The organism is Aeromonas sp. TW 6 (assembly GCF_013168745.1).
Classification (GTDB): Bacteria; Pseudomonadota; Gammaproteobacteria; order Enterobacterales; family Aeromonadaceae; genus Aeromonas; species Aeromonas caviae.
This window is the reverse complement of record NZ_JABERS010000049.1, coordinates 1-20296: the sequence shown is the minus strand read 5'-3', so window position 1 is coordinate 20296 and position 20296 is coordinate 1. Positions and strand designations below refer to the sequence as shown.

The 20296-nt window shown below is 64.1% G+C and carries 15 protein-coding genes and 1 pseudogene; 10 read left to right on the top strand and 6 right to left on the bottom strand.

Features of this window, described 5'->3' with window-relative positions; all coding sequences use genetic code 11:
- Positions 1 to 73: 73 nt before the first annotated feature.
- Positions 74 to 1087: pseudogene (locus tag HKD46_RS18115) on the top strand (AraC family transcriptional regulator ligand-binding domain-containing protein); the annotation flags it as partial.
- Positions 1088 to 1141: 54 nt separating this feature from the next.
- Here the strand turns inward: HKD46_RS18115 and HKD46_RS18110 are convergent.
- Positions 1142 to 2077, bottom strand: coding sequence for a LysR family transcriptional regulator (locus HKD46_RS18110; protein ID WP_171865771.1), 936 nt, complete (start codon positions 2075 to 2077; stop codon positions 1142 to 1144).
- Positions 2078 to 2207: 130 nt separating this feature from the next.
- Between HKD46_RS18110 and HKD46_RS18105 the strand changes: the two genes are divergently transcribed.
- Complete coding sequence (locus HKD46_RS18105; protein WP_171865770.1) at positions 2208 to 2966, top strand: SDR family NAD(P)-dependent oxidoreductase; 759 nt, start codon at positions 2208 to 2210, stop codon at positions 2964 to 2966.
- Between the two features lie 95 nt (positions 2967 to 3061).
- Here HKD46_RS18105 and HKD46_RS18100 read toward each other — a convergent pair whose 3' ends face one another.
- On the bottom strand, positions 3062 to 4495 hold the full coding sequence (locus HKD46_RS18100; RefSeq protein WP_171865769.1) for a glycoside hydrolase family 1 protein: 1434 nt from the start codon (positions 4493 to 4495) through the stop codon (positions 3062 to 3064).
- A 163-nt stretch (positions 4496 to 4658) separates the two neighbouring features.
- Between HKD46_RS18100 and HKD46_RS18095 the strand changes: the two genes are divergently transcribed.
- Both HKD46_RS18095 and HKD46_RS18090 read left to right on the top strand, forming a co-directional pair.
- On the top strand, positions 4659 to 5576 hold the full coding sequence (locus tag HKD46_RS18095) for a LysR family transcriptional regulator (RefSeq protein WP_171865768.1): 918 nt from the start codon (positions 4659 to 4661) through the stop codon (positions 5574 to 5576).
- 101 nt (positions 5577 to 5677) lie between these two features.
- A complete protein-coding gene (locus HKD46_RS18090) occupies positions 5678 to 7252 on the top strand; it encodes a sensor domain-containing diguanylate cyclase (protein WP_161470743.1) in 1575 nt (524 codons plus the stop codon).
- Between the two features lie 83 nt (positions 7253 to 7335).
- On the opposite strand, the gene HKD46_RS18085 is transcribed toward HKD46_RS18090, so the two are convergent.
- Complete coding sequence (locus HKD46_RS18085; RefSeq protein ID WP_171865767.1) at positions 7336 to 9633, bottom strand: FdhF/YdeP family oxidoreductase; 2298 nt, start codon at positions 9631 to 9633, stop codon at positions 7336 to 7338.
- The gene (gene fdhD / locus HKD46_RS18080; protein WP_029314473.1) at positions 9617 to 10402 is read right to left on the bottom strand and encodes a formate dehydrogenase accessory sulfurtransferase FdhD; all 786 of its coding nucleotides are present in this window, start codon (positions 10400 to 10402) and stop codon (positions 9617 to 9619) included. The genes HKD46_RS18085 and fdhD overlap by 17 nt, the downstream gene beginning before the upstream one ends.
- 161 nt (positions 10403 to 10563) lie before the next feature.
- Between fdhD and HKD46_RS18075 the strand changes: the two genes are divergently transcribed.
- On the top strand, positions 10564 to 11442 hold the full coding sequence (locus HKD46_RS18075; protein ID WP_171865766.1) for a LysR family transcriptional regulator: 879 nt from the start codon (positions 10564 to 10566) through the stop codon (positions 11440 to 11442).
- Positions 11443 to 11504: 62 nt separating this feature from the next.
- Here the strand turns inward: HKD46_RS18075 and HKD46_RS18070 are convergent, their stop codons facing one another.
- Positions 11505 to 12356 (bottom strand): type 1 glutamine amidotransferase domain-containing protein, encoded by an 852-nt coding sequence (locus HKD46_RS18070; RefSeq protein WP_171865765.1) that lies wholly within the window; start codon positions 12354 to 12356, stop codon positions 11505 to 11507.
- A gap of 129 nt (positions 12357 to 12485) precedes the next feature.
- Here HKD46_RS18070 and HKD46_RS18065 point away from each other — a divergent pair, with 129 nt between their 5' ends.
- The 5 genes from HKD46_RS18065 (at position 12486) to yjfF (ending at position 18356) form a co-directional block, all read left to right on the top strand.
- Complete coding sequence (locus tag HKD46_RS18065) at positions 12486 to 13421, top strand: LysR family transcriptional regulator (protein WP_171865764.1); 936 nt, start codon at positions 12486 to 12488, stop codon at positions 13419 to 13421.
- Positions 13422 to 13774: 353 nt separating this feature from the next.
- Positions 13775 to 14734, top strand: a complete 960-nt coding sequence (ytfQ, locus tag HKD46_RS18060; RefSeq protein ID WP_043760823.1) for a galactofuranose ABC transporter, galactofuranose-binding protein YtfQ — start codon at positions 13775 to 13777, stop codon at positions 14732 to 14734.
- 89 nt (positions 14735 to 14823) lie between these two features.
- Positions 14824 to 16332 carry a galactofuranose ABC transporter, ATP-binding protein YtfR gene (gene ytfR / locus HKD46_RS18055; RefSeq protein WP_171865763.1) on the top strand — a complete coding sequence of 503 codons (1509 nt, stop codon included), beginning with the start codon at positions 14824 to 14826 and terminating at the stop codon, positions 16330 to 16332.
- A gap of 1 nt (position 16333) precedes the next feature.
- Positions 16334 to 17356, top strand: a complete 1023-nt coding sequence (ytfT, locus tag HKD46_RS18050; RefSeq protein ID WP_171865762.1) for a galactofuranose ABC transporter, ATP-binding protein YtfT — start codon at positions 16334 to 16336, stop codon at positions 17354 to 17356.
- The gene (gene yjfF, locus HKD46_RS18045; RefSeq protein WP_171865761.1) at positions 17349 to 18356 is read left to right on the top strand and encodes a galactofuranose ABC transporter, permease protein YjfF; all 1008 of its coding nucleotides are present in this window, start codon (positions 17349 to 17351) and stop codon (positions 18354 to 18356) included. Before ytfT ends, yjfF begins: the two co-directional genes overlap by 8 nt.
- Positions 18357 to 18539: 183 nt before the next feature.
- On the opposite strand, the gene HKD46_RS18040 is transcribed toward yjfF, so the two are convergent.
- Positions 18540 to 19568 carry an MBL fold metallo-hydrolase gene (locus tag HKD46_RS18040; RefSeq protein ID WP_171865760.1) on the bottom strand — a complete coding sequence of 343 codons (1029 nt, stop codon included), beginning with the start codon at positions 19566 to 19568 and terminating at the stop codon, positions 18540 to 18542.
- Positions 19569 to 20296: the final 728 nt, after the last annotated feature.

Sequence of the window (20296 nt, the reverse complement as noted above, 5' to 3'; positions counted from 1 at the left end):
AGTTGCCGGTTGGGAGCAGGATTGAAAAGTGTGAAAAGGGTTGCAGGGTTACCCTTGGTTACAAATCTGAAACATGAAAGCGGCGCTGGCTCACGGCAATCCGCCGCCGTTGGTCGATGATGGTGGGCCACCGCTGACAAGGATTTTTGCCGTGAAGACCGTCTCCAACCGGATTGCCCTGCACTGCCTCAACCACTGGCAGGCCCGCGGGCGGGATCCTGCTGCCCTCCTGCACCCCTGCGGCATCGCCCACGAAGAGCTGCTGATCCCCCAGGGGCGGCTCGACACCGGGCGCCACTTCCGGCTGCTGGCCGGGGCAGCCCCCCACGTGGATCTGGCCCTCGACTGGACGCCCCCCGCCCTCCCCGGTCTCTTTGCCGACTTCATGTCGCTGGCGAGCCTGTGCTGCAACGCCGCCACCCTTCGCCAGGCCCTGCACTTCTTCCTTGCCTACCGCCCCCTCATCGGCGAGAGCGACGAGATCCGCCTGCAAGAAGAAGAGGGACAGGCCAGGATCAGCTACCACTCGGAGTCCGATCATCCGGACGTCATCGCCCTGAGCAGCCTGGCCAACCTCTGCCACCTCTATGCCCTGCTCCAGTTCTACCACCCGGGCCAGGGGCTGCTGGTGCTGCCCACCCCGGTACGCCCCAAGCTGTGGCGTGAGCTGGCAGGTTGGCTGGAGGGACGGTTGCAGCAGGGGGCGGCCTTCGAGCTGCGCTTTCCCGCCGCCTTGCTCGATCTCGCCCACGGGCAGTGCAACCTGCCCCTGCAACCCCTGCTGCTCGGGGAGCTCGACCGGCAGATGGCCCAGCTTCGCCCAAGCAGCCGCTACCGGGACAGGGTGATGACACTCATTCGCCAGCAGCTGTGGCAAGAGAGCACCGAGGCCTCCTCTCTGCTCGATGGGGTGTGCGAGCACCTCAAGCTGACCCGCTGGACCCTCAACCGCCATCTGCGGGAGGAAGGGTGCCACTTCTCGGGCCTGCTGGAGCGGGTGCGCCGGGAGGAGGCCTGCCGCCTGTTGCAGGATCCCGCCCTCCCCCTGCAGACAGTGGGGGAGCGCCTGGGTTTTGCCCGCCAGAGCAGCTTTACCCGCTTCTTTCGGGAGGCGTTTGCCCTCTCGCCCCGCGAGTTTCGCTCAAGGCGCAGCCGCCTCTGGGGTGCCCCCGAGATGGGCGGCGAGCAACCCCGCCAGCCAGTGGATGAAGAGCTGGACCCTGGGGGCCAGTTGGCGGCGATGGGCATAGAGGGCGTGGATGGGGAGCGGCGGCGCCTGCCACTGGGGCAGGATGCTCACCAGCTCGCCCCCCGCGAGCAGGGATTCGACCCCCACCCGCGGCATCTGGATGATGCCAAGCCCCGCCAGCGCCGCCGCCAGGTAGGTCTCGCTGTCATTGACCATGAGGGCCCCCGCCATGGGCAGCAGGGCGCGGCGGCCATCTTCCGCCAGGTATTCAAAGCCGGGTTCGCTGCGTCCCTGCCCGGCACCAAACCCGGGACCATAGTGCACCAGCCGGTGGCCCGCCAGATCCCCAAGGGTGCGGGGCACCCCGTGGCGAGCCAGGTAGCCTGCGCTGGCACAGTTGATCTGGCGATAGTGACCAAGGGGCCTGGCCACCAGGCTGGAGGGCTCAAGCCCCACGACCCGCACCACGCAGTCAAACCCCTCGCGCACCAGATCCACCCGCCTGTCCGTGCTGCTCAGCATCAGTTGCAGGGCGGGATGCTGCGCCAGAAAGTCCGGCAGGGCCGGGATCACCAGGTGGCGGGCCATCCGGCTTGGCATGTCGACCCGCAGTTGTCCCGAGATCTGCCCCCCCTGGCGAAACAGGCCGTCAAACTCCTCCATGTCCGCCAAAAGCTCCCGGCATCTGGCATAGCAGAGCTGGCCGTCCGTGGTGAGCTGCACCCGCCGCGTGGTACGCAACAGGAGCCGGGTCCCCATGCGCTCCTCCAGCCGACGGATGGCGGCAGAGAGGGTCGCCTTGGGGATGCCCGTCTGCTCGGCGCAGCGGGTAAAACTCTCCAGCTCGGCAACCCGCACGAAGGCTCTCATCGCATCCAGTTGATCCATGGCCTGATTGTCTCGATAAACGGAACAGTGATTCTATTATCACGCTATTTATCCAGTTTAAAAGGAACAATACAGTGATCCGGTCGGCTCGTATCGAGCCTGTGTCCGCCACCCTGACAGGAGTCACACCATGACCAGACCCATCGCCCTCATCACCGGGGCCAGCCGCGGCCTTGGCAAGCACGGGGCCCTGGCCCTCGCCGCCAAAGGCGTCGACCTCATCATCACCTACCGCAGCCAGGCCGCAGAGGCGGAGGCGGTGGTGACCCAGGCCCGCGTCCTCGGCGTTCGGGCCCATGCCCTGGCTCTGGACGTGGGCGAGAGCGCCACCTTCGCGGCCTTTGCAGAGGAGGTGACGCAACTGCTCGCCCGGGAGTGGCAGCGCACCCATTTCAACTTCCTGGTCAACAACGCCGGGATCGGCATTCATGCCAGCTTCGAGCAGACCACGGAGCAGCAGTTCGACACCCTGCTCAACATCCACCTCAAGGGGACCTTCTTCCTGACCCAGGCGCTCCTGCCCCTCCTGGCAGACGGCGGTCGCATCCTCAACCTCTCTACCGGCCTCACCCGCTTCGCCATGCCGGGTTATGCCGCCTACGCCGCCATGAAGGGGGGCGTCGAGGTGCTCACCCAGTATCTGGCCAAGGAGCTGGGCCCCAGGGGCATCGCGGTCAACGTGCTGGCCCCCGGCGCCATCGAGACCGATTTTGGCGACGGCGTGGTGCGCGACAACAAGGGAGTCAACGACTTTCTCGCGAGCCAGACCGCCCTTGGCCGGGTGGGTCAGCCCGACGACATCGGTGGTGCCATCGCCGCCCTGCTCTCCGATGACTGCCGCTGGATCACCGCCCAGCGCATCGAAGCCTCGGGCGGCATGTTTATCTAGGCGGTCATGGTTGCCTGCTGCACAAACAAGGAAGGCCCCCTCCGATGAGGGGGCCTTCCGGCATTGGGCAGACGAGGGGCGGCACACCGGGCCCGTTACAGGGTCTTGCCACCGCTTGCAATGACCTGGCTGTACCAGTGGAAGCTCTCTTTCTTGATGCGACGAAGAGACCCTCCCTGCTCGTCCCTGTCCACGTAGACAAAGCCGTAGCGCTTCTGGTAGCCGTTGAGCCAGCTCAGGATGTCGGTGAAGGACCAGGCGCAATATCCAATCAGCTCGACCCCGTCCTGCATCGCCTCCTGGCACGCCTTGAGGTGGCTGTGCAGATAGGCGATACGGTAGTCGTCGTTCACCTTGTCCCCGGCTTCCAGCTTGTCGAACTCCCCCAGGCCGTTCTCGGTGATCATCAGCGGCAGGGCGTAGCGGGAGGAGAGCCGGCGCAGGGCGATGCGCATCCCGGTGGGATCGATGGCCCAGTCCCAGTTGCTGGTCTCAAGGTGCGGATTGGGGGCCGTCTTGTAGAGGCCGGGAATGCCGCTGGAGGGCGTAGTGCCCTTCTTGCCCGTGGTGTTGATGCGCTGCATCGTCTGGCCGCCGAGGGGGTTGTCGGTGAAGGTCAGGGTGTAGTAGTAGTTGACCCCGATGTAGTCGGGGGTGCCTTCGCGCAAGAGCTCGAGATCGCCCGGCAGGATCTCCGGCGCCTCGCCGGTCTCCCGCAGATAGGCGAGCGCCGCCTGGGGGTAACGGCCGAAGCAGTAGGCATCCAGCCACCAGAGGTTGGTGAACTCCTCGGCATTCTCGAACGCCAGCATGTCGCTCGGGGCGCAGGAGGCCGGATAGGCGGGGGAGTACGCAAAGCTCGGCCCGATCAGGCCGTTTGGCACGTGCTGGCGAAACGCCTTGATGACACGGGCGTTGGCGAGAAACGCGATGTGGTTGGCGGCGAAGAACCGCTTCCTGTCCTGCACGGCGGGAGGATGGGTGCCAAGCTGGTAGGCGTTGGTCAGGTTGTAGTTCTGCTCGTTGAGCGACACCCAGTACTTCACCTTGCCGGCGAAGCGCTGATAGAGGGTCACGCAATAGCGCTCGAAGTCGTCGATGATGCGCCTGTCTTCCCAGCCGCCGTACTCATCCTGCAGGGCCTGGGGGAGATCCCAGTGATAGAGGGTCAGCACCGGCTCGATGCCGTGGGCCAGCAGGGCGTCGATGAGCCTGTCATAGAAGGCGAGCCCCGCCTCGTTCACCTCGCCACGCCCGGTCGGGTAGATGCGCGGCCAGCTCACCGAGAAGCGATAGGCCTTGAGCCCCATCTCGGCCATCAGCGCCACGTCCTCTTCCACCCTGTGGTAGTGATCCACCGCCACGTCTCCGTTGCTCCCTTCAAAGGTCTTGCCCGGCAGCTTGGTGAAGCTGTCCCATACCGAGGGGCCCTTGCCCTCCTCGTTCCAGGCCCCTTCCACCTGATAGGCGGCGGAGGCGGCGCCCCAGAGGAAGCCGTTCGGGAAGTCGTTGAACCTGTGATGATGCATCTGGTGTTGCTCCTTCTGCGCGGATGGCGGAGGCCATCCCGTGATACGTCGACCCCGTACAGGGGTCCGAAATGAGTTGGCACCAGCATCCAACACTTCTAGAATTCCGTCCAATGACAAATATGGCCACCTATCATTCCCATCTGGAATCAAGCGAGGCACCATGGAGTTGAGAGATCTGAAAGCCTTCGTCACCCTGGGGGAGGTATTGCACTTTGGTCAGGCGGCGGCGCGCCAGCACGTCACCCAGTCGGCCCTGAGCAAGCAGATCCGCCGGCTGGAGACGGACCTTGGCGGCGAGCTGTTCGAGCGCAACGCTGGCAGCACCCGGCTGACGGTGCTCGGGCGCGCCCTCTACGCCGACGCCTGCACCCTGGTGGCCCAGAGCGAACAGCTCGCCCGCAGCGCCCGCGACGTGCTGGCGGGCCACGCGGGTACCCTGCGCATCGGCTTCGGGGTCGCCACCAAGCTGCTGGTGCCCGCCGCCATCGCCCGCTTTCGGGCCAGCCGCCCCGGGGTCGCCATCGAGCTCAACGATCTCTCCACCCATCACCAGTTGCTGGCGCTGGCGGAGGGGCGGCTGGATCTCGGCTTCTGCCGCCTGCCCGCCCCCAAGGGCTGGCCGGTGCTGCCCGTGGTGCGCGCCCATTTCGTCGCCGTGATGCCCGCAGGCTATCAGGGGGTGGCAGGGCTCGCCGATCTGCAGGAGAAACCGCTCGCCATCCTGCGCCGGGACAAGGCCCCCTCTTTTTACGATCAGTTCATCCATTACCTCGCCCAGAGCGGCCTGCGCTTTCAGGACATCCAGTACGTGAACGACTTCGCCGCCGGCATCGCCACCGCGGCGGCCGGCATCGCCTGGACCCTGGTCCCCTCCTCCACCACCATTGAGCATCCCGATGTGCTGACCCTGCCCCTCGGGGAGGCCGACGCGAGCTGGATCATCGGGCTCATTCGCCCGCCGGGCAACGACAATCCCCTCGTCGCCCCCTTCTGGCAGACGGTGGCGGAGCTGGCGGATCCCGCCCTCACCGGCCTCATGACGACAGGGGACGGGGCTGCCGCCCAGGACACGCCATGAAAGGGAACCATTCGAGAATCACATTAACGATGGCATTGGGCGGTCACCCCCCTTAAAATTGCCGCACTGCCCCGACGCCACGACAAGGATCCGTTTCGTTCATGCACTCTCACTGGCTGCTGAGGTTTGATCTGCATCGCCTCATCCTTGCGCTGGCCGTCATCGGCGTGCTGGCTACCTTTGGCAACAGCTTTTACGCCATCTATCAGGCACAAAGACAACTGCTCATCGACAGCACCCTGGAAGCAAACCGGGTCTATGCCACCAAGCTCGCCGCCTCCACCGAGACCATGCTGCGCTCGGCCCAGGGACAGCTGGCCTATGGCGCGGCCCGGCTCGCCCCCTTGCTGCAGGGCAACGACCTCCATGGACTCGAGGAGGTGGCAGGCCAGTTGCGCCAGCAGACCAACACCTTCAACTCGGTCGCCATCGTGAACACCGACTCCGTCATCGTCGCCGTCTCACCCGAGGCATTGCATGTGAAAGGGGTCAAGCTCACCTCGGCCAATGCGAGCCGGACCCTGGCAAGCCAGCAGCCCCTCATCGCGGATCCTCTGGTCTCCCTCACTGGCAACTACCTCATCAGCCTCTCCCACCCCATCTTCTCGGCAGACAAGCGCTACCTCGGCTATGTTGCCGGCACCATCTATCTGGAGTCCGCCAGCGTGCTCTCCAGCCTGCTGGGGCAGCACTACTACCAGGATGGTTCTTATCTTTATGTGGTGGACCGCCAGCGCACCCTCATCTATCACCCGAACCCGGAGCGCATCGGCCAGAGGATTGGCAAGAACCGGGTGGTGGATGCGGTGCTCAAGGGGCAGGATGGCGCGCAAAGCGTGCTCAACTCCCGGGGCAGCGAGATGCTGGCAGGCTTTGCCCCGGTGGCGGACGCAGGCTGGGGGATAGTGGCCCAGCGCCCCCGCAGCGCCACCCTGGCCGGCCTGGATGAACAGATGCTGGAGATCCTCAAGGGGATGATCCCGGTCACCCTCTTCATTCTTTTCGTCATCTGGCTCTCGGCCACCATCATCGCCAGACCCCTGCGACAACTGGCCAACCGGGCCGGACTCATGGATCAGCAAGGGGCCGCCACCAGCATCTCGGGGATCCGCGCCTGGTATTTCGAAGCAGCCCAGTTGAAGCAGGCCATCCTCAAGGGGCTGGGGCTGCTCAACACCCAGATCGACAAACTGCACACCGACAGCCACACCGACCCCATGACGGGCCTGTTCAACCGCCGGGCCATGCAGCAGATGTTGGACGAGTACGAGGTCGAGCGTCAGCCCCTGACGGTGATTGCCCTGGACATCGATCACTTCAAGGCCATCAACGACCGCTTCGGTCACGACGTGGGGGATGCCGTCATCGTCTCCCTCGCCACCCTGATGCAGCAGGATCTGCGTTCCGATGCCGCCTTGTGTCGAAGCGGCGGCGAAGAGTTCCTGCTGCTGCTGCCCGGGGTCTCCCTTGCACAGGCGCAGAAGATCGCCGAGCGCCTGCGTACCCGGGTGGCGAGCCACGACATGGAGGTGGCAGGCCACATCACCATCTCCCTCGGCGTCGCCCACTGGGGAGCGGATGCCACCAGCATCGCCGCCGTGCTCAAGGAGGCGGACAAGGCGCTCTATGATGCCAAGAGCCAGGGCCGAAACTGCGTGGTGGTGGCCCTGGGCTGATCGGCCCAGGCTTTGCCGGACACCGTTCGGCCATAAAAAAAACCCTACCATGGCAGGGGTCGGACGGTATCCATGTCAGGAGATCAGAGCGTGACAGCCAGGCTCTCGACCGAGGCGGCGCTCGGGGTCACCAGTACGGGCACCGATTTGGAGGTGGGGGTGAAAGAGCCCTCCCCTATGCTCTCGATGGCCACCAGGGGGTTGGTCTCCGGGTAGTAGGCGGCGATGTTGCCTTTCGGGATCTCGTAGAAGATGACGCTAAAGCCCCGCACCACCCGCTCGCGCCCGTCGTTGCACACCGCACTCATGTCCACCCGCTGCTCCTCGGCGAGCCCCAGCCTCCTGGCATCCTCCTCGTTCATGAAGACCACGTTGCGTCGCCCCTTGATGCCGCGATAGCGGTCATCCATGCCATAGATGGTGGTGTTGTACTGATCGTGGGAGCGCAGGCTCTGAAGCAGCAGCACGGGCTGGTCCACCATCTGCTCCGCGTGGCTGGTGCACTCGGGCAGGATGGAGTCCGGCAAACGGCTCGCCCTGAATTCGGCGCGCCCGCTCGCGGTGTTCCAGCGCAGCAGGGCGGCGCTGTTCTCCAGATGGAAGCCGCAGGGCTCCTCTATGCGGCGGTTGAAGTCGCCAAAGCCCGCGATGGTCTCCTCGATGAGATCCCGCAGCAGCCCGTAGTCATCCCGCAGCGCCAGCCAGTCCACCCGATCGCTGCCAAGCGTTGCCTCGGCCATGCGGGCCACGATGTCTATCTCGGAGAGACAGAGCGGCGAGACCGGCTCGTTCATCCCGGTGGAGGCGTGCACCATGCTGAAGGTGTCCTCCACGGTGATCTTCTGCACCCCGGTGCGCTGCTGATCGAGCTCGGTACGGCCCAGACAGGGGAGGATCAGAGCATCTTTTGACACCATGAGGTGGCTGCGGTTGAGCTTGGTGCTGATCTGCACGTTGAGCTCGCTCCTTCGCATCGCTTCATAGGTGAACTCGGTATCCGGTGCGGCGGCTGCCAGGTTGCCCCCAAGGCAGATGAGCACCTTGCTCTTGCCGCCATGAAGGGCTTTAAGGGCCTCGTAGACGTTGTGCCCCGGCGTGCGCTTGAAGCCCACCGGGAAGCGGCGCTCCAGGCGATCGAGGAAGGCGGCATTGGGTTTCTCGTTGATCCCCATGGTGCGGTTGCCCTGCACGTTGCTGTGACCGCGCACCGGACAGAGTCCGGCCCCCGGCTTGCCAATCTGGCCGCACATCAGGTGCAGGTTGACGATTTCGCGAATGGTGTCGACCGAATGCTTGTGCTGGGTGATCCCCATGGCCCAGCAGCTGATCACGCTCTCGCTGCTTGCGAAGATCTGCGCCGCCCGGGTGATCGCCTCCCGACCGAGGCCGGATTGCGCCTCGATCTGCGTCCACTCCGTGGCCTTCACCTGGGCCAGGTAGTCGTCAAAGTGCGCGGTGTGCTGCTCGATGAAGGCGAGATCGATACGCCCACCCTCCTCTTCCAGGATGTATTTCGCCATGCCGCGAATGGCCGCCATGTCACCGCCCAGCTTTGGCGTGAGGTACTGGTGGCTGATGGTGGTGGCCGCCGGGGTCAGTAGCTCCGCCGGGCTCTGGGGGCTCGCGAAGCGCTCGAGGGCCACCTCTTTGAGGTTGTTGAAGGTGACGATCTGGCACCCCTGGCGCGCCGCCTTGCGCAGGGCGTTCATCATGCGCGGGTGGTTGGTGCCCGGGTTCTGGCCAAAGACGAAGATGGCTTTGGCGGCGTCGAAATCATCGAGCACCACGGTGCCCTTGCCCACCCCGACGGACTGGATGAGCCCCACCCCGCTCGCCTCGTGGCACATGTTGGAGCAGTCGGGGAAGTTGTTGGTGCCATAGAGGCGGCCAAACAGCTGATAGAGGTAGGAGGCTTCGTTGCTGGCGCGTCCCGAGGTGTAGAACTCCACCTCGTCGGGGCTGGCCAGGCTCTTGAGTTTGTCGGCGATAAGGGCAAACGCCTGATCCCAGCTAACCGGCTCGTAGTGATCGGTGGCCGGGTTGTAGCGCAGGGGCTCGGTCAGTCGCCCCTGGTATTCGAGCCAGTAGTCGCTCTGGGTGGCGAGGCGACGCACCGAATGCTCGGCGAAGAAATCGGCCCCCACCGTCTTGCCGGTGGATTCCCAGGCCACCGCCTTGGCGCCGTTCTCGCAAAACTGGAAGGCCCCCTGCTTGTTGTCACCCCAGGCGCAGCCGGGACAGTCAAAGCCGTCGGTCTGGTTGACCCGCAGCAGGTTCTTGATGTTCTGGCGGGTCTTCTGGCTCTGCAGCACCTGCTTGAAGGTGGACTGCAGGGAGGAAAAGCCGCCGGCCTTGGCCGGTTTCTCAATATGACTGGACATGGGAATCTCCAACGTGATCCTGGGCGCGGGGGCTGGCATAGCAGACCGGGGCATCGGATCGGGGCACATGGATCAGGGTCAGGTTGTACTTCAGGGCCAGTCGCACCGCGAGCTGACTGGGAGAGGCAAGGCTGATGAGGTGGGCGGCGCCAAATTGCACCGCCTTGTGAATGAGTTCGCTGCCGCAGCGGCTGGTGATGACCAGGGTGGCAGCCTGCACCGGCTGGCGCAGCTGCATGCCGATGAGCTTGTCCAGGGCGTTGTGCCGCCCTATGTCCTCCCTGCAGGCCAGGATCTCGCCGCGATCATCCAGCGCCAGGGCGGCATGAAGGGCGCCGCTCTGGCGGGCCTTGCTCTGCCAGGGGACGATGCGCTCCCGCAGATCCTGCAAAGAGGCGGTGTCGAAGGGGGCGCCCGGGGTCAGCGGGGTGAGCACGGGCAACGCATGTTCGATGGCCTCCACGCCGCAGATGCCACAGCCGCTGGCACCGGCCAGGCGGCGCTTGCGCTGGCCAAGCATTGCCAGACAGCGGTTGGCGATGGTGACATCGAGCACGATGCCGTGCTCGGACGGGGTGCTCTGGATATCGTGTACATCATGGTTGCCCCCGATGATCCCCTCGCCAAACAGAAAACCGATGGCGAAATCGTCGAGATCGTCCGGGGTGGCCATCATGACGGCATGGTTGATGCCGTTGATGTTGACGGACACGGCCACCTCCTCCACCAGCTCATCCAGACTGGGCAACCGTGAATTGAAAGGGATCATGCGAGACGCTTATAAGCTGTATTCGGGCCTCAAGTTTAGATAAGCCGCCGCGCCAAAACCAATGAAACAAATCTATTCACCAATAGATAACTTCTATTGCCATCGGGATGTCGATTGATTAAATTTGTCGCTCATTGCCTTTGCCTGCTGCCATTACCACGATGAATATCAAGCAGTTGCACTATTTCTACGAGCTGGCCCAGCACCGTCACTTCGCCAAGGCGGCCAAGGCTTGCTTCATCACCCAGCCGACCCTGTCGGCCAGCATCACCGCCCTGGAGAAGTCACTTGGCACCGAACTGGTGGTGCGCAACAGCCAGTTCGTAGCCCTGACCCAGGCGGGGGAAGTGGTGCTGCACCACGCCGAGCGGATGCTTCAGGAACAGGATGCCATGCGCCAGGAGCTCAGCCTCTTTCGGGGCGGGCTGTCGGGGGCGCTGCGCATCGGCGTCGTGCCCCAGTCGAGCATCGACATCATGCCGCTGCTCAAGGGGTTCAATGACGCCTACCCCAAGGTGGGCCTGCACCTCTGCGTGATGACCCATGCCACCCTGATGGAGCAGCTGGATCTGCATCGCATCGACATCGGGCTCGGCTTTGACGAGTTGCTCACCGAGCATCAGCGCCGCTCCCTCGACGTCCAGCTTCGCCACCCCAACCCCATGGCCCTGCTGGGCCCCCTGCCTGCCCACTGCGCCTCGACCGGGCCGCTGACCCTGGCGGACCTGCAAGATCTCCCCCTGATCCTGCCAAGCACCACCATGCAGTTTCGCCGCTACCTGGACGAGGCCGCCGCCCGCCAGCAGATCAGCCTGCGGGTGGTGCTGGAGACCGACTCCCTGTTCCACCTGGTCAACGGGGTGAGCCACGGCCTCGGCTGCGCCGTGGTCAGCGCCGGCATCGCCGCCACCGCCCAGCAGCTCTTCAAACTGCCCTGCCATCCCTTGAGCGATGCGAGCGCAGGCACCATCGCCTTCATCACCCGAAAACACAGTGTCACCCCCGCCATGAAGGCGTTTCTCGCCAAGGCTGGGGCATGAAAAAGGCAGCCCATGGGGGCTGCCTGCACTGATCAAGGGGGGAACTTGCGCCTCTCCTGGCGTCAGCCTGCCCCTTGCTGTTTGTCCAGCGCCGCGATGAAGGCGCTCGCCAGGGCGTGATCGGAGAAGGGATTCTGGCCTGTGATGAGCTCGCGATCGATCACAACGCCAGGCTGCCAGGGTGCCACGAACTGCATGCTGCCACCGGCCTGGGCCATGGCCTTCGCCGGGTAGTAGCGCAGCTTGTCACCCCCAAGGGAGCCTTCAAACACCGCCTCTTCCTTGTCGGAGAAGATGGTCATCCTGTAACCGTCGTAGATCCACTCTCTGGCGCCGTCCGCCTTGCCTGCAATGACCGACGGCTCGAACCCGGCCGGATCCGCCTGCGCCGCCAGCAGCGCGATGGGGCCGTGGCAGATGGCGGCCGTGGGTTTGTGGTTGTCATGGAAGTGGCGAAGCAGGGTCCCCACCTCGGGATCCTTGGCAAGATCGATGAGGGGGGCGTGGCCACCGGGAATGAAGAGGCCGGCATAGCGCTCGGGACCGGATTGCAGCACCTCCTTCAGGGAGAGCACCTTGCCGGGGGTGAGCAGGCCGTCCACCACGGCACCGATGCGTCCCATCTCCTGCGGGTTGCCGCCGAAGTACCGGGGATCGACGGAGCCCTTGTCGGCCTCCGGCCGGTTCCCTCTCGGGGTCACCGGGGTCAGGGTGTAGCCGGCCTCCAGCAGGGCGGCGGCAGGGACACCCAGCTCATTGAGATAGAAGCCGGAGGTAAAGTGCTTGCCCCCCTGAAGCGGCAGCTCGGTCTCGCTCGAGAGCAGCACCAGGATCTCGCCTTTCGAAGCGGCGCTGGCCACAGCGGAGGTCGCCAGCAGCAGTGAGGCCAGCAAGGCCTTGAGGGTGTTCTTCATCGTGATCTTCCTTCTGATGGCAGTGATCGTTTGTGCGGCAAGGGTGCCGCGATGGATGACGAATTTACTGATTACCCACAGGCGAATAAACTCACGCCATTGAACTTGTTTATTTACATGGATGAACATATGTCCCGTGCCTTCGACCCCGTCCAGCTCGGCACCATAGAGCTCTTTTGCAAGGCGGCCGAACTTGGCAGCTTTACCGCCACGGCTCAGGTGCTGGGGGTGACGCCCGCCTCGGTGAGCCGCTCCATCCAGCGGCTCGAGGCCAGGCTCGGTGTCAAACTCTTCCATCGCACCACCCGCAGCGTGCGCCTCACCCACGACGGGGAACTCTATCGGGATCAGTGCCAGCAGGCGCTGGAGCAAATCGCCGAGGCCGAGCGGGCCATCACCGGTCGCCAGCGCCACCCCAAGGGGGTGCTGCGCATCAGCGTGGGCACCGTCTATGCCCACCACCGTCTGGTGCCCCTGCTGCCGGGTTTCATGGCGGCCTATCCCGAGGTCGAGCTGGAGCTCAACGTCTCCAACAGAAACATCGACTTCGTGGAGGATGGCTACGATCTCGCCATTCGTCTGGGGGAACCCCGCGACTCCCGGGTGATCGCCCGAAAGCTGGAGGATGCCAGCCTCGGGGTCTTCTGCGCCCCCGCCTACGCGGCCCGTCGCCCCGCACCGACCTCCCTGGAGACGCTGTCGCAACACGATCTGATCCAGTTCATCACCCCGAGTACGGGTCGCCCCTTCCCCTGGCAGTTTGTGGACGAGCAGGGAGCCCCCGTCGATCTTCAGGTGCACAGCCGGCAGCGGGTGCTGGACGACGTGCTGGCGGGCCTGGGCTGGGCGGTGGCGGGCGGCGGTCTGTTCCAGATCTACCATTTCGTGGCGCAAGAGGCGCTCTTGCAAGGCAAGCTGGTCGAGGTGATGACCCCCTTTGCGGGGCGCTCCCGCCCCTTCTATGCCCTCTATCCCCAGCATCGCCACCTCTCTGCCCGGGTTCGGGCCTTCGTGGATTACCTGCTGGCGGCGGTGCGCACTGAGAGCTGGCGGGCCCAACCCTGACCCAGCGCCCTGACCCCGCCTCGCCGCTGGCGGGGTGGCCCCCCTCTGTGCCCCTCTGTCCCGTGATGGGGCTAAGGCTGTGCGTCAGACACGGTGCCGGGGCGAAAGACGCGGGCGAGCCAGGCTGCATTCTGGACACAATGGTCGCCGACAAAAATAAATATGCAGATAAATCAATGCAGCCCCCACCTGAGGTATGAACTCTTCTGCTGTTTGTATGAAGCATCGTGCTGCTGAAAACTTTCTGTGAGCCACCTCCCGTCGTTAAATCCGCGAGCCTATAACCTTGACCCGAACAATAAAAACCTGACGCGTTCCGGTTTATTTCACCATGCATCACAAAGGAGTGTCACATGTATAAGAAAGTGAAACTGGCGGGCATTATCAGCACCCTTATTCTCTCTGCCTCCGCTTATTCCGCGGACATGACGGTGGGGTTCTCCCAAATAGGGTCTGAGTCCGGCTGGCGGGCGGCAGAAACCTCGGTGGCCAAGAGCGAGGCACAGAAACGCGGCATTACCCTGAAGATTGCCGATGCCCAGCAGAAACAGGAAAACCAGATCAAGGCCATTCGCTCCTTTATTGCCCAGGGCGTGGACGCCATCTTTATTGCCCCCGTGGTGCAGACAGGCTGGGACCCGGTATTGCAGGAAGCAAAAGAGGCCGAGATCCCCGTGTTCCTGCTGGATCGCAATATCACGGTCAAGGATGACTCCCTCTTCATGACGGGGGTCGCCGCAGACAGCGTCCACGAAGGAGCGGTGGCGGCCAACTGGCTCATCAAGCAGCAGGATGGCAAGCCCTGCAACGTCGTTGAATTGCAAGGCACCGTCGGGGCCAGCGTGGCGCTGGACCGCAAGAAGGGCTTCCTCGATACCGTCGCGGCCGTGCCCACCATCAAGATCATCCGCACCCAGTCCGGCGACTTCACCCGCAGCAAGGGCAAGGAGGTGATGGAGAGCTTCATCAAGGCGGAAAACGGCGGCAAGAATATTTGCGCCGTCTACGCCCACAACGATGACATGGCCATCGGGGCCATTCAGGCCATCAAGGAAGCCGGGCTCAAACCGGGCAAGGATATCAAGATCATCTCCATCGACGGCGTGCCGGATATATTCAAGGCGATGATCGCAGGTGAAGCCAACGCCTCGGTGGAACTCACGCCAAATATGGCGGGCCCCGCCTTTGACACCCTGCTGGCCTATAAAAAGGATGGCACCCTGCCCCCCAAACAGATCAAGACAGAGTCCAAATTGTTTGAGCCGGAGAGCGCCCAGGCCCAGCTCGAACTGAAAAAAGACATGGGCTATTAATACCGGCCACCCTCTGAAACAGCCTGTCAAATAACACGCCATATATGCCCGAGTGCTTATATGGCGTGTTATATCGGAGAGCCATTTCCATGTCAGAAAAAAATCGCGATGTCCTGCTGCACGCCCGGGGGATCTGCAAGGCCTTTCCCGGGGTACGGGCCCTGCATCAGGTGGACTTTTCCCTGCGACGGGGGGAGATCATGGCGCTGCTCGGCGAGAACGGGGCCGGCAAGTCCACCCTGATCAAGACCCTCACCGGCGTCTATCAGCGTGATGCGGGCCGCATCGAGCTCGATGGCGTCCCCATCTCCCCGACGGACACAGCCCACGCCCAGCGCCTGGGAATAGGCACCGTCTACCAGGAGGTCAACCTTCTGCCCAACATGTCGGTGGCCGACAACCTCTTCATCGGCCACGAGCCCCGCCGTTTCGGCTTCATCGACCGGGTCGCCATGACCCGGCAGGCCAGCGCCATCATGGCCAGCCATGGCTTCGAGATGGACGTCACCCTGCCCCTGGGTCACTACTCGGTCGCCATGCAGCAGATCGTGGCCATCGCCCGGGCGGTGTCACTCTCCGCCAGGATCCTGATCCTGGACGAGCCCACCGCCAGCCTCGACACCAGCGAGGTCCAGATGCTGTTCGCCCTGATGAAGAGCCTGCGGGATCGGGGGGTGAGCCTGGTCTTCATCACCCATTTTCTGGATCAGGTCTACGCCATCAGCGATCGCATCACGGTGCTGCGCAACGGCGAGCTGGTCGGCACCCGCGACACCCAGGCGCTGCCGCAACTGGAATTGGTCAAGATGATGCTGGGGCGCGAGCTGGACGACAACGCCCTCAAGCGGGCGGGTAAGACACTGCGCAGCAGCCAGCCCATGGTGTCATTCAGGGACTATGGCAAGCGCGGGGTCATCGCCCCCTTCAGCCTCGACGTCATGCCCGGGGAGATCGTGGGCCTGGCCGGCCTGCTCGGCTCCGGTCGTACCGAGACCGCCGAGCTGATGTTCGGCATAGTGCCAAAGGATTGCGGCGAGTGCCGGGTGCGGGACAAGCCGGTCACCATCCGCAGTGCGCGCCAGGCCGCCGCCCACGGCTTCGGCTTCTGCCCGGAGGATCGCAAGAGCGCCGGCATCATCGCCTCTGCCTCGGTGCGGGAAAACATGGTGCTGGCCCTGCAGGCCCAGCGGGGCTGGCTGCGCCCCCTGTCTCGCAAGGAGCAGGACGAGATCACCGCCCGCCTCATCACTCAGCTGGCTATCAAGACGCCGGGGCCGGAGCAGCCCATCCAGTTTCTCTCCGGGGGCAACCAGCAGAAGGTGCTGCTGGCCCGCTGGCTGCTGACCAAGCCGCAGTTCCTGATCCTGGACGAACCCACCCGGGGCATCGACGTGGGGGCCCACGCCGAGATCATCCGCCTCATCGAATCCCTCTGCGCCAACGGGCTGGCTCTGCTGGTCATCTCCTCGGAGCTCGAGGAACTGGTGGGCTACGCCGATCGGGTGATCGTCCTGCGCGATCGAAAACAGGTGGCAGAGCTTGCAACGGACGCCCTCAGCGTCCCTGCCATCATGAACGCCATTGCATGCGAGGCCTGATATGACGTCATCCACTCTTCCCCTCTCCAAGGGGACCAGCCGCCCCCGCCGGCCCTGGCCCACGGGCTCGGCCCAATGTGTCGCCCTGGTGGGCGTGCTGCTCATCAATGCCCTGGTCGCCGACAACTTCTTCGCCATCCACATCCAGGATGGCCGACTGTTTGGCAGCCTCATCGACATCCTCAACCGCTGCGCCCCGGTGGCCCTGCTCGCCCTCGGCATGACGCTGGTCATCGCCACCGGCGGCATCGATCTGTCGGTGGGGGCCGTGATGGCCATCAGCGGGGCCACCATGGCCAGCCTGGCCACCGGCGGTCACAGCCTGCCGGTCATTCTCGCCTCCGTCATCGGGGTGGGCCTCCTGTGCGGCCTGTGGAACGGCCTGCTGGTGGCGGTGTTCAAGATCCAGCCCATCGTCGCCACCCTGATCCTCATGGTGGCAGGCCGGGGCATCGCCCAGCTCATCACCGAGGGGCAGATCATCACCTTCAACAACGACGCCCTGGCCTGGATCGGCAGCGGCTCCCTCCTCTATCTACCCACCCCGGTCATCATCACCCTGGGCATGGCGCTGCTGCTCTGGCTGCTGACCAAGCGCACCGCCCTCGGCCTCTTCATCGAGGCGGTGGGGATCAACATCAAGGCGGCCAAGAACGCCGGCCTCAACACCCCCATGGTGGTGATCGCCACCTACCTGCTGAGCGGCATGATGGCCGCCGTCGCCGGCATGATAGTCGCCGCCGACATCCGGGGGGCCGATGCCAACAATGCCGGGCTCTGGCTGGAGATGGACGCCATCCTAGCAGTGGTGATCGGGGGCACCTCCCTGATGGGGGGACGCTTCAATCTCGCCCTCTCCCTGATCGGCATCCTGATCATCCAGGGGGTGAACACCGGGATCCTGCTCTCCGGCTACCAGCCCCAGTGGAACCAGATCGTCAAGGCCATGGTGGTGCTGGCGGTGCTCGTCATGCAGTCGCCGGCCCTCAATCACCTCTTCCAGCGAGGGACTCGTCATGTTTAAGCGCAACCTCCCCCTGATGGTGACCATCATGGTGTTTCTGGTGGGCTACCTGCTTTGCCTGGCCTCCTTCCCCGCCTTTCTCTCCACCCGCATCATCTGCAACATACTGACAGACAACGCGTTTCTGGGGATAGTGGCGGTGGGCATGACCTTCGTCATCCTCTCGGGGGGCATCGACCTGTCGGTGGGGGCCGTCATCGCCTTCACCGGCGTGCTGCTGGCAACCCTCATCGGGAAGCTGGGCGTCAGCCCCATGCTGGCCATCCCCCTGGTGCTGGTGCTCGGGGCTGGCTTTGGCGCCCTCATGGGCTGGCTCATCGACACCCTGAAGATCCCCGCCTTCATCATCACCCTGGCGGGCATGTTCTTCCTGCGGGGGGCCAGTTTTCTCATCTCCGAGCAGTCCCTGCCCATCGATCACCCCAGCTTCACCTATCTGTCGAGCCTGTCGTGGAAGATACCGGGGGGTGGTCGCCTGAGCCTGCTGGCCCTCATCATGCTGGCGGTGGTGGTCTTCGGCATCCTGCTCGCCAACCGCACCCGCTTTGGCAACAACGTTTACGCCATCGGCGGCAACGCCACCTCGGCAGCCCTGATGGGGATCTCGGTGCGCCACACCACCATTCGCATCTACCTGCTCTCCACCACCCTGGCGACCCTGGCAGGCATCGTGTTCGCGCTCTATACCTCGGCAGGCTATCCGCTCGCCGCCGTCGGGGTGGAGCTCGATGCCATCGCCGCCGTGGTCATCGGCGGCACTCTGCTGAGCGGCGGGGTGGGCACCGTCTTCGGCTCCCTGTTCGGGGTGCTGATCCAGGGGTTGATCCAGACCTACATCAACTTCGACGGCACCCTCAGCTCCTGGTGGACCAAGATCATCATCGGCCTGCTGCTGTTCAGCTTCATCGCCCTGCAGCGCCTGCTGATCCTGGTCTCGGAGCACCGCAAGGCCAACAAGCCAGGTCCTTTCAAGCGCCAGGTTGCCGCCCAGCCCGAGTGAGGTATCAGCAAGACCCCGGTGGCAGAAGATAACGCGGGCAAGGCGCTCCCGTGCGCCCTCCCCGCCTGGTCATAGCTGGCCCGGCACAGAGGATGGGGAGGCAGCGGGGGCGCTCACAGGGCCCGCCCCCAGCCTCCCGCACGCCCCTTTGAGGGGTGACACCGTCTTTGGAGGGCACTCAGGTCAATCGCGCCACCAGGGGCTGCCCTCATGGGGGCTCAGCACCTCCAGAGGCTCTCCCATGACAGGCGTGGTCAGGGGGATCTGTTGCTCGGCAGCCAGTCGGGCAATCTGCTCAAGCGGGTCGTTCCAGCGGTGCATGGCCAGATCGAAGGTGCCGTTGTGCACCGGATAGAGCCATTTCCCCCCGAGATCGTGAAACGCCTGCGCCGTCTGCGCCGGGAGCATGTGCACCAGCTCCCAGCGCTTGTCGTAGGCCCCGGTCTCGAGAAAGGTCACGTCGAACGGACCGTAGCGCCTGCCAATCTCCTTGAAACCGTCGAAGTAGCCGCTGTCACCGCTGAAGAAGAGGTTGACCCCCTCGCCGCGAATGACCCAGGAGGCCCAGAGGGTCTGGTTGCCGTCCCCGAGGCCACGGCCGGAGAAATGCTGGGCCGGGGTCGCTACCAGGGTGACACCGCCCACCCGGGTCTGCTGCCACCAGTCCAGTTCGCGGATCTTCTCCTTCGCAATCCCCCAGGCCATGAGGCGCGCCCCCACCCCGAGGGGCGTGATGAAGTGGCCGACCTTCTCCTGCAGCGCCAGTATGGCCCCGTGATCGAGATGGTCGTAGTGATCATGGGAGAGGATCACCCCCTCGATGGGAGGCAACGCTTCCAGGGTGATGGGCGGCTGATGCCAGCGCTTGGGGCCGAACCACTGCACCGGCGAGGCCCGCTCGCTGAACACGGGATCCGTCAGCCAGAACGTGCCCTGCAACTTCAGCAGCAGAGTGGAGTGGCCGAGGCGCCACACGCTGTTGTCCGGCGCCGCGATGACCCCCTCCCGGGTCATGACCTGTACCGGAATGGCGCGATCCGGCACCGTGCCCTCAGGCTTGGCGAACAGGAAGTCCCACCAGAGCCTGACCCCTTCCCAGAGGCTTCGCGCCTGGGGTGTCACGGCATTGTTGAACCGGCCCCCCTGATATTGCGAAGAGTCCGGGTGTTCGGGCAGACCCGGTTTGAGTAGAGATGCGATCATGCCAATCATCAGGGCTCCTTTGAGCAACCACAGAAAACGGCGCCCCTCAGGGGCGCGAAAAGAGGCTGACGGGTCTGCATTCATGACACGCCTGTCAGCCTGGTCTCTGGTGAGTCGGGAGCAACCCCTGCACGGGGCCGCACCTTCCATAAAACAGAACGGGAGAGTCGCACGGTATGAAACCGGTGCCCGGCGTCTTCAGCAACGGCAAGATAGCCTGCCCGGGCTCCCGCCACCAGAGGGGGTCGCGTTGCCGCGTGGCCCCGGCATGGTGTCGCGTCACGCACATGGCCTCACCTGCTCTGCCGGCGCCAAAACAAGGAGGCGTCAGATGGCGTACTGCAAGAGCTTGCAGTGCTGAAAGTCAGAAGATGGCTGGGCCATAGAGGCCACGGGAGGTGACTGAGGGAAAGCATGATCTCAAGGGGACAGTGCTGAAGATCAAGAGGAAGTTTGAGCCAGGCGCGGTCTGAAGCCTGATGAACGCCCATAGGGCACAGGCTCACCTTGCGGTAGAGCAAATAGCATGTGAAGAGAGCTGAAAATGCACTTTGAAGACTCCTGATTCATCCACATGAAGTGGATTACCAAGAGGTCTGAAGGGGGTATTATACCAATCGGATTAAACATTAGGTCAGTTTTATCCAATCTCGGCTACAAAGTGACATCACCCGCTCCACATCGGCAATAAAGTGCTTCCAGGCCGATGTGCAGGCATCAAGGATGTCGTCGTAATC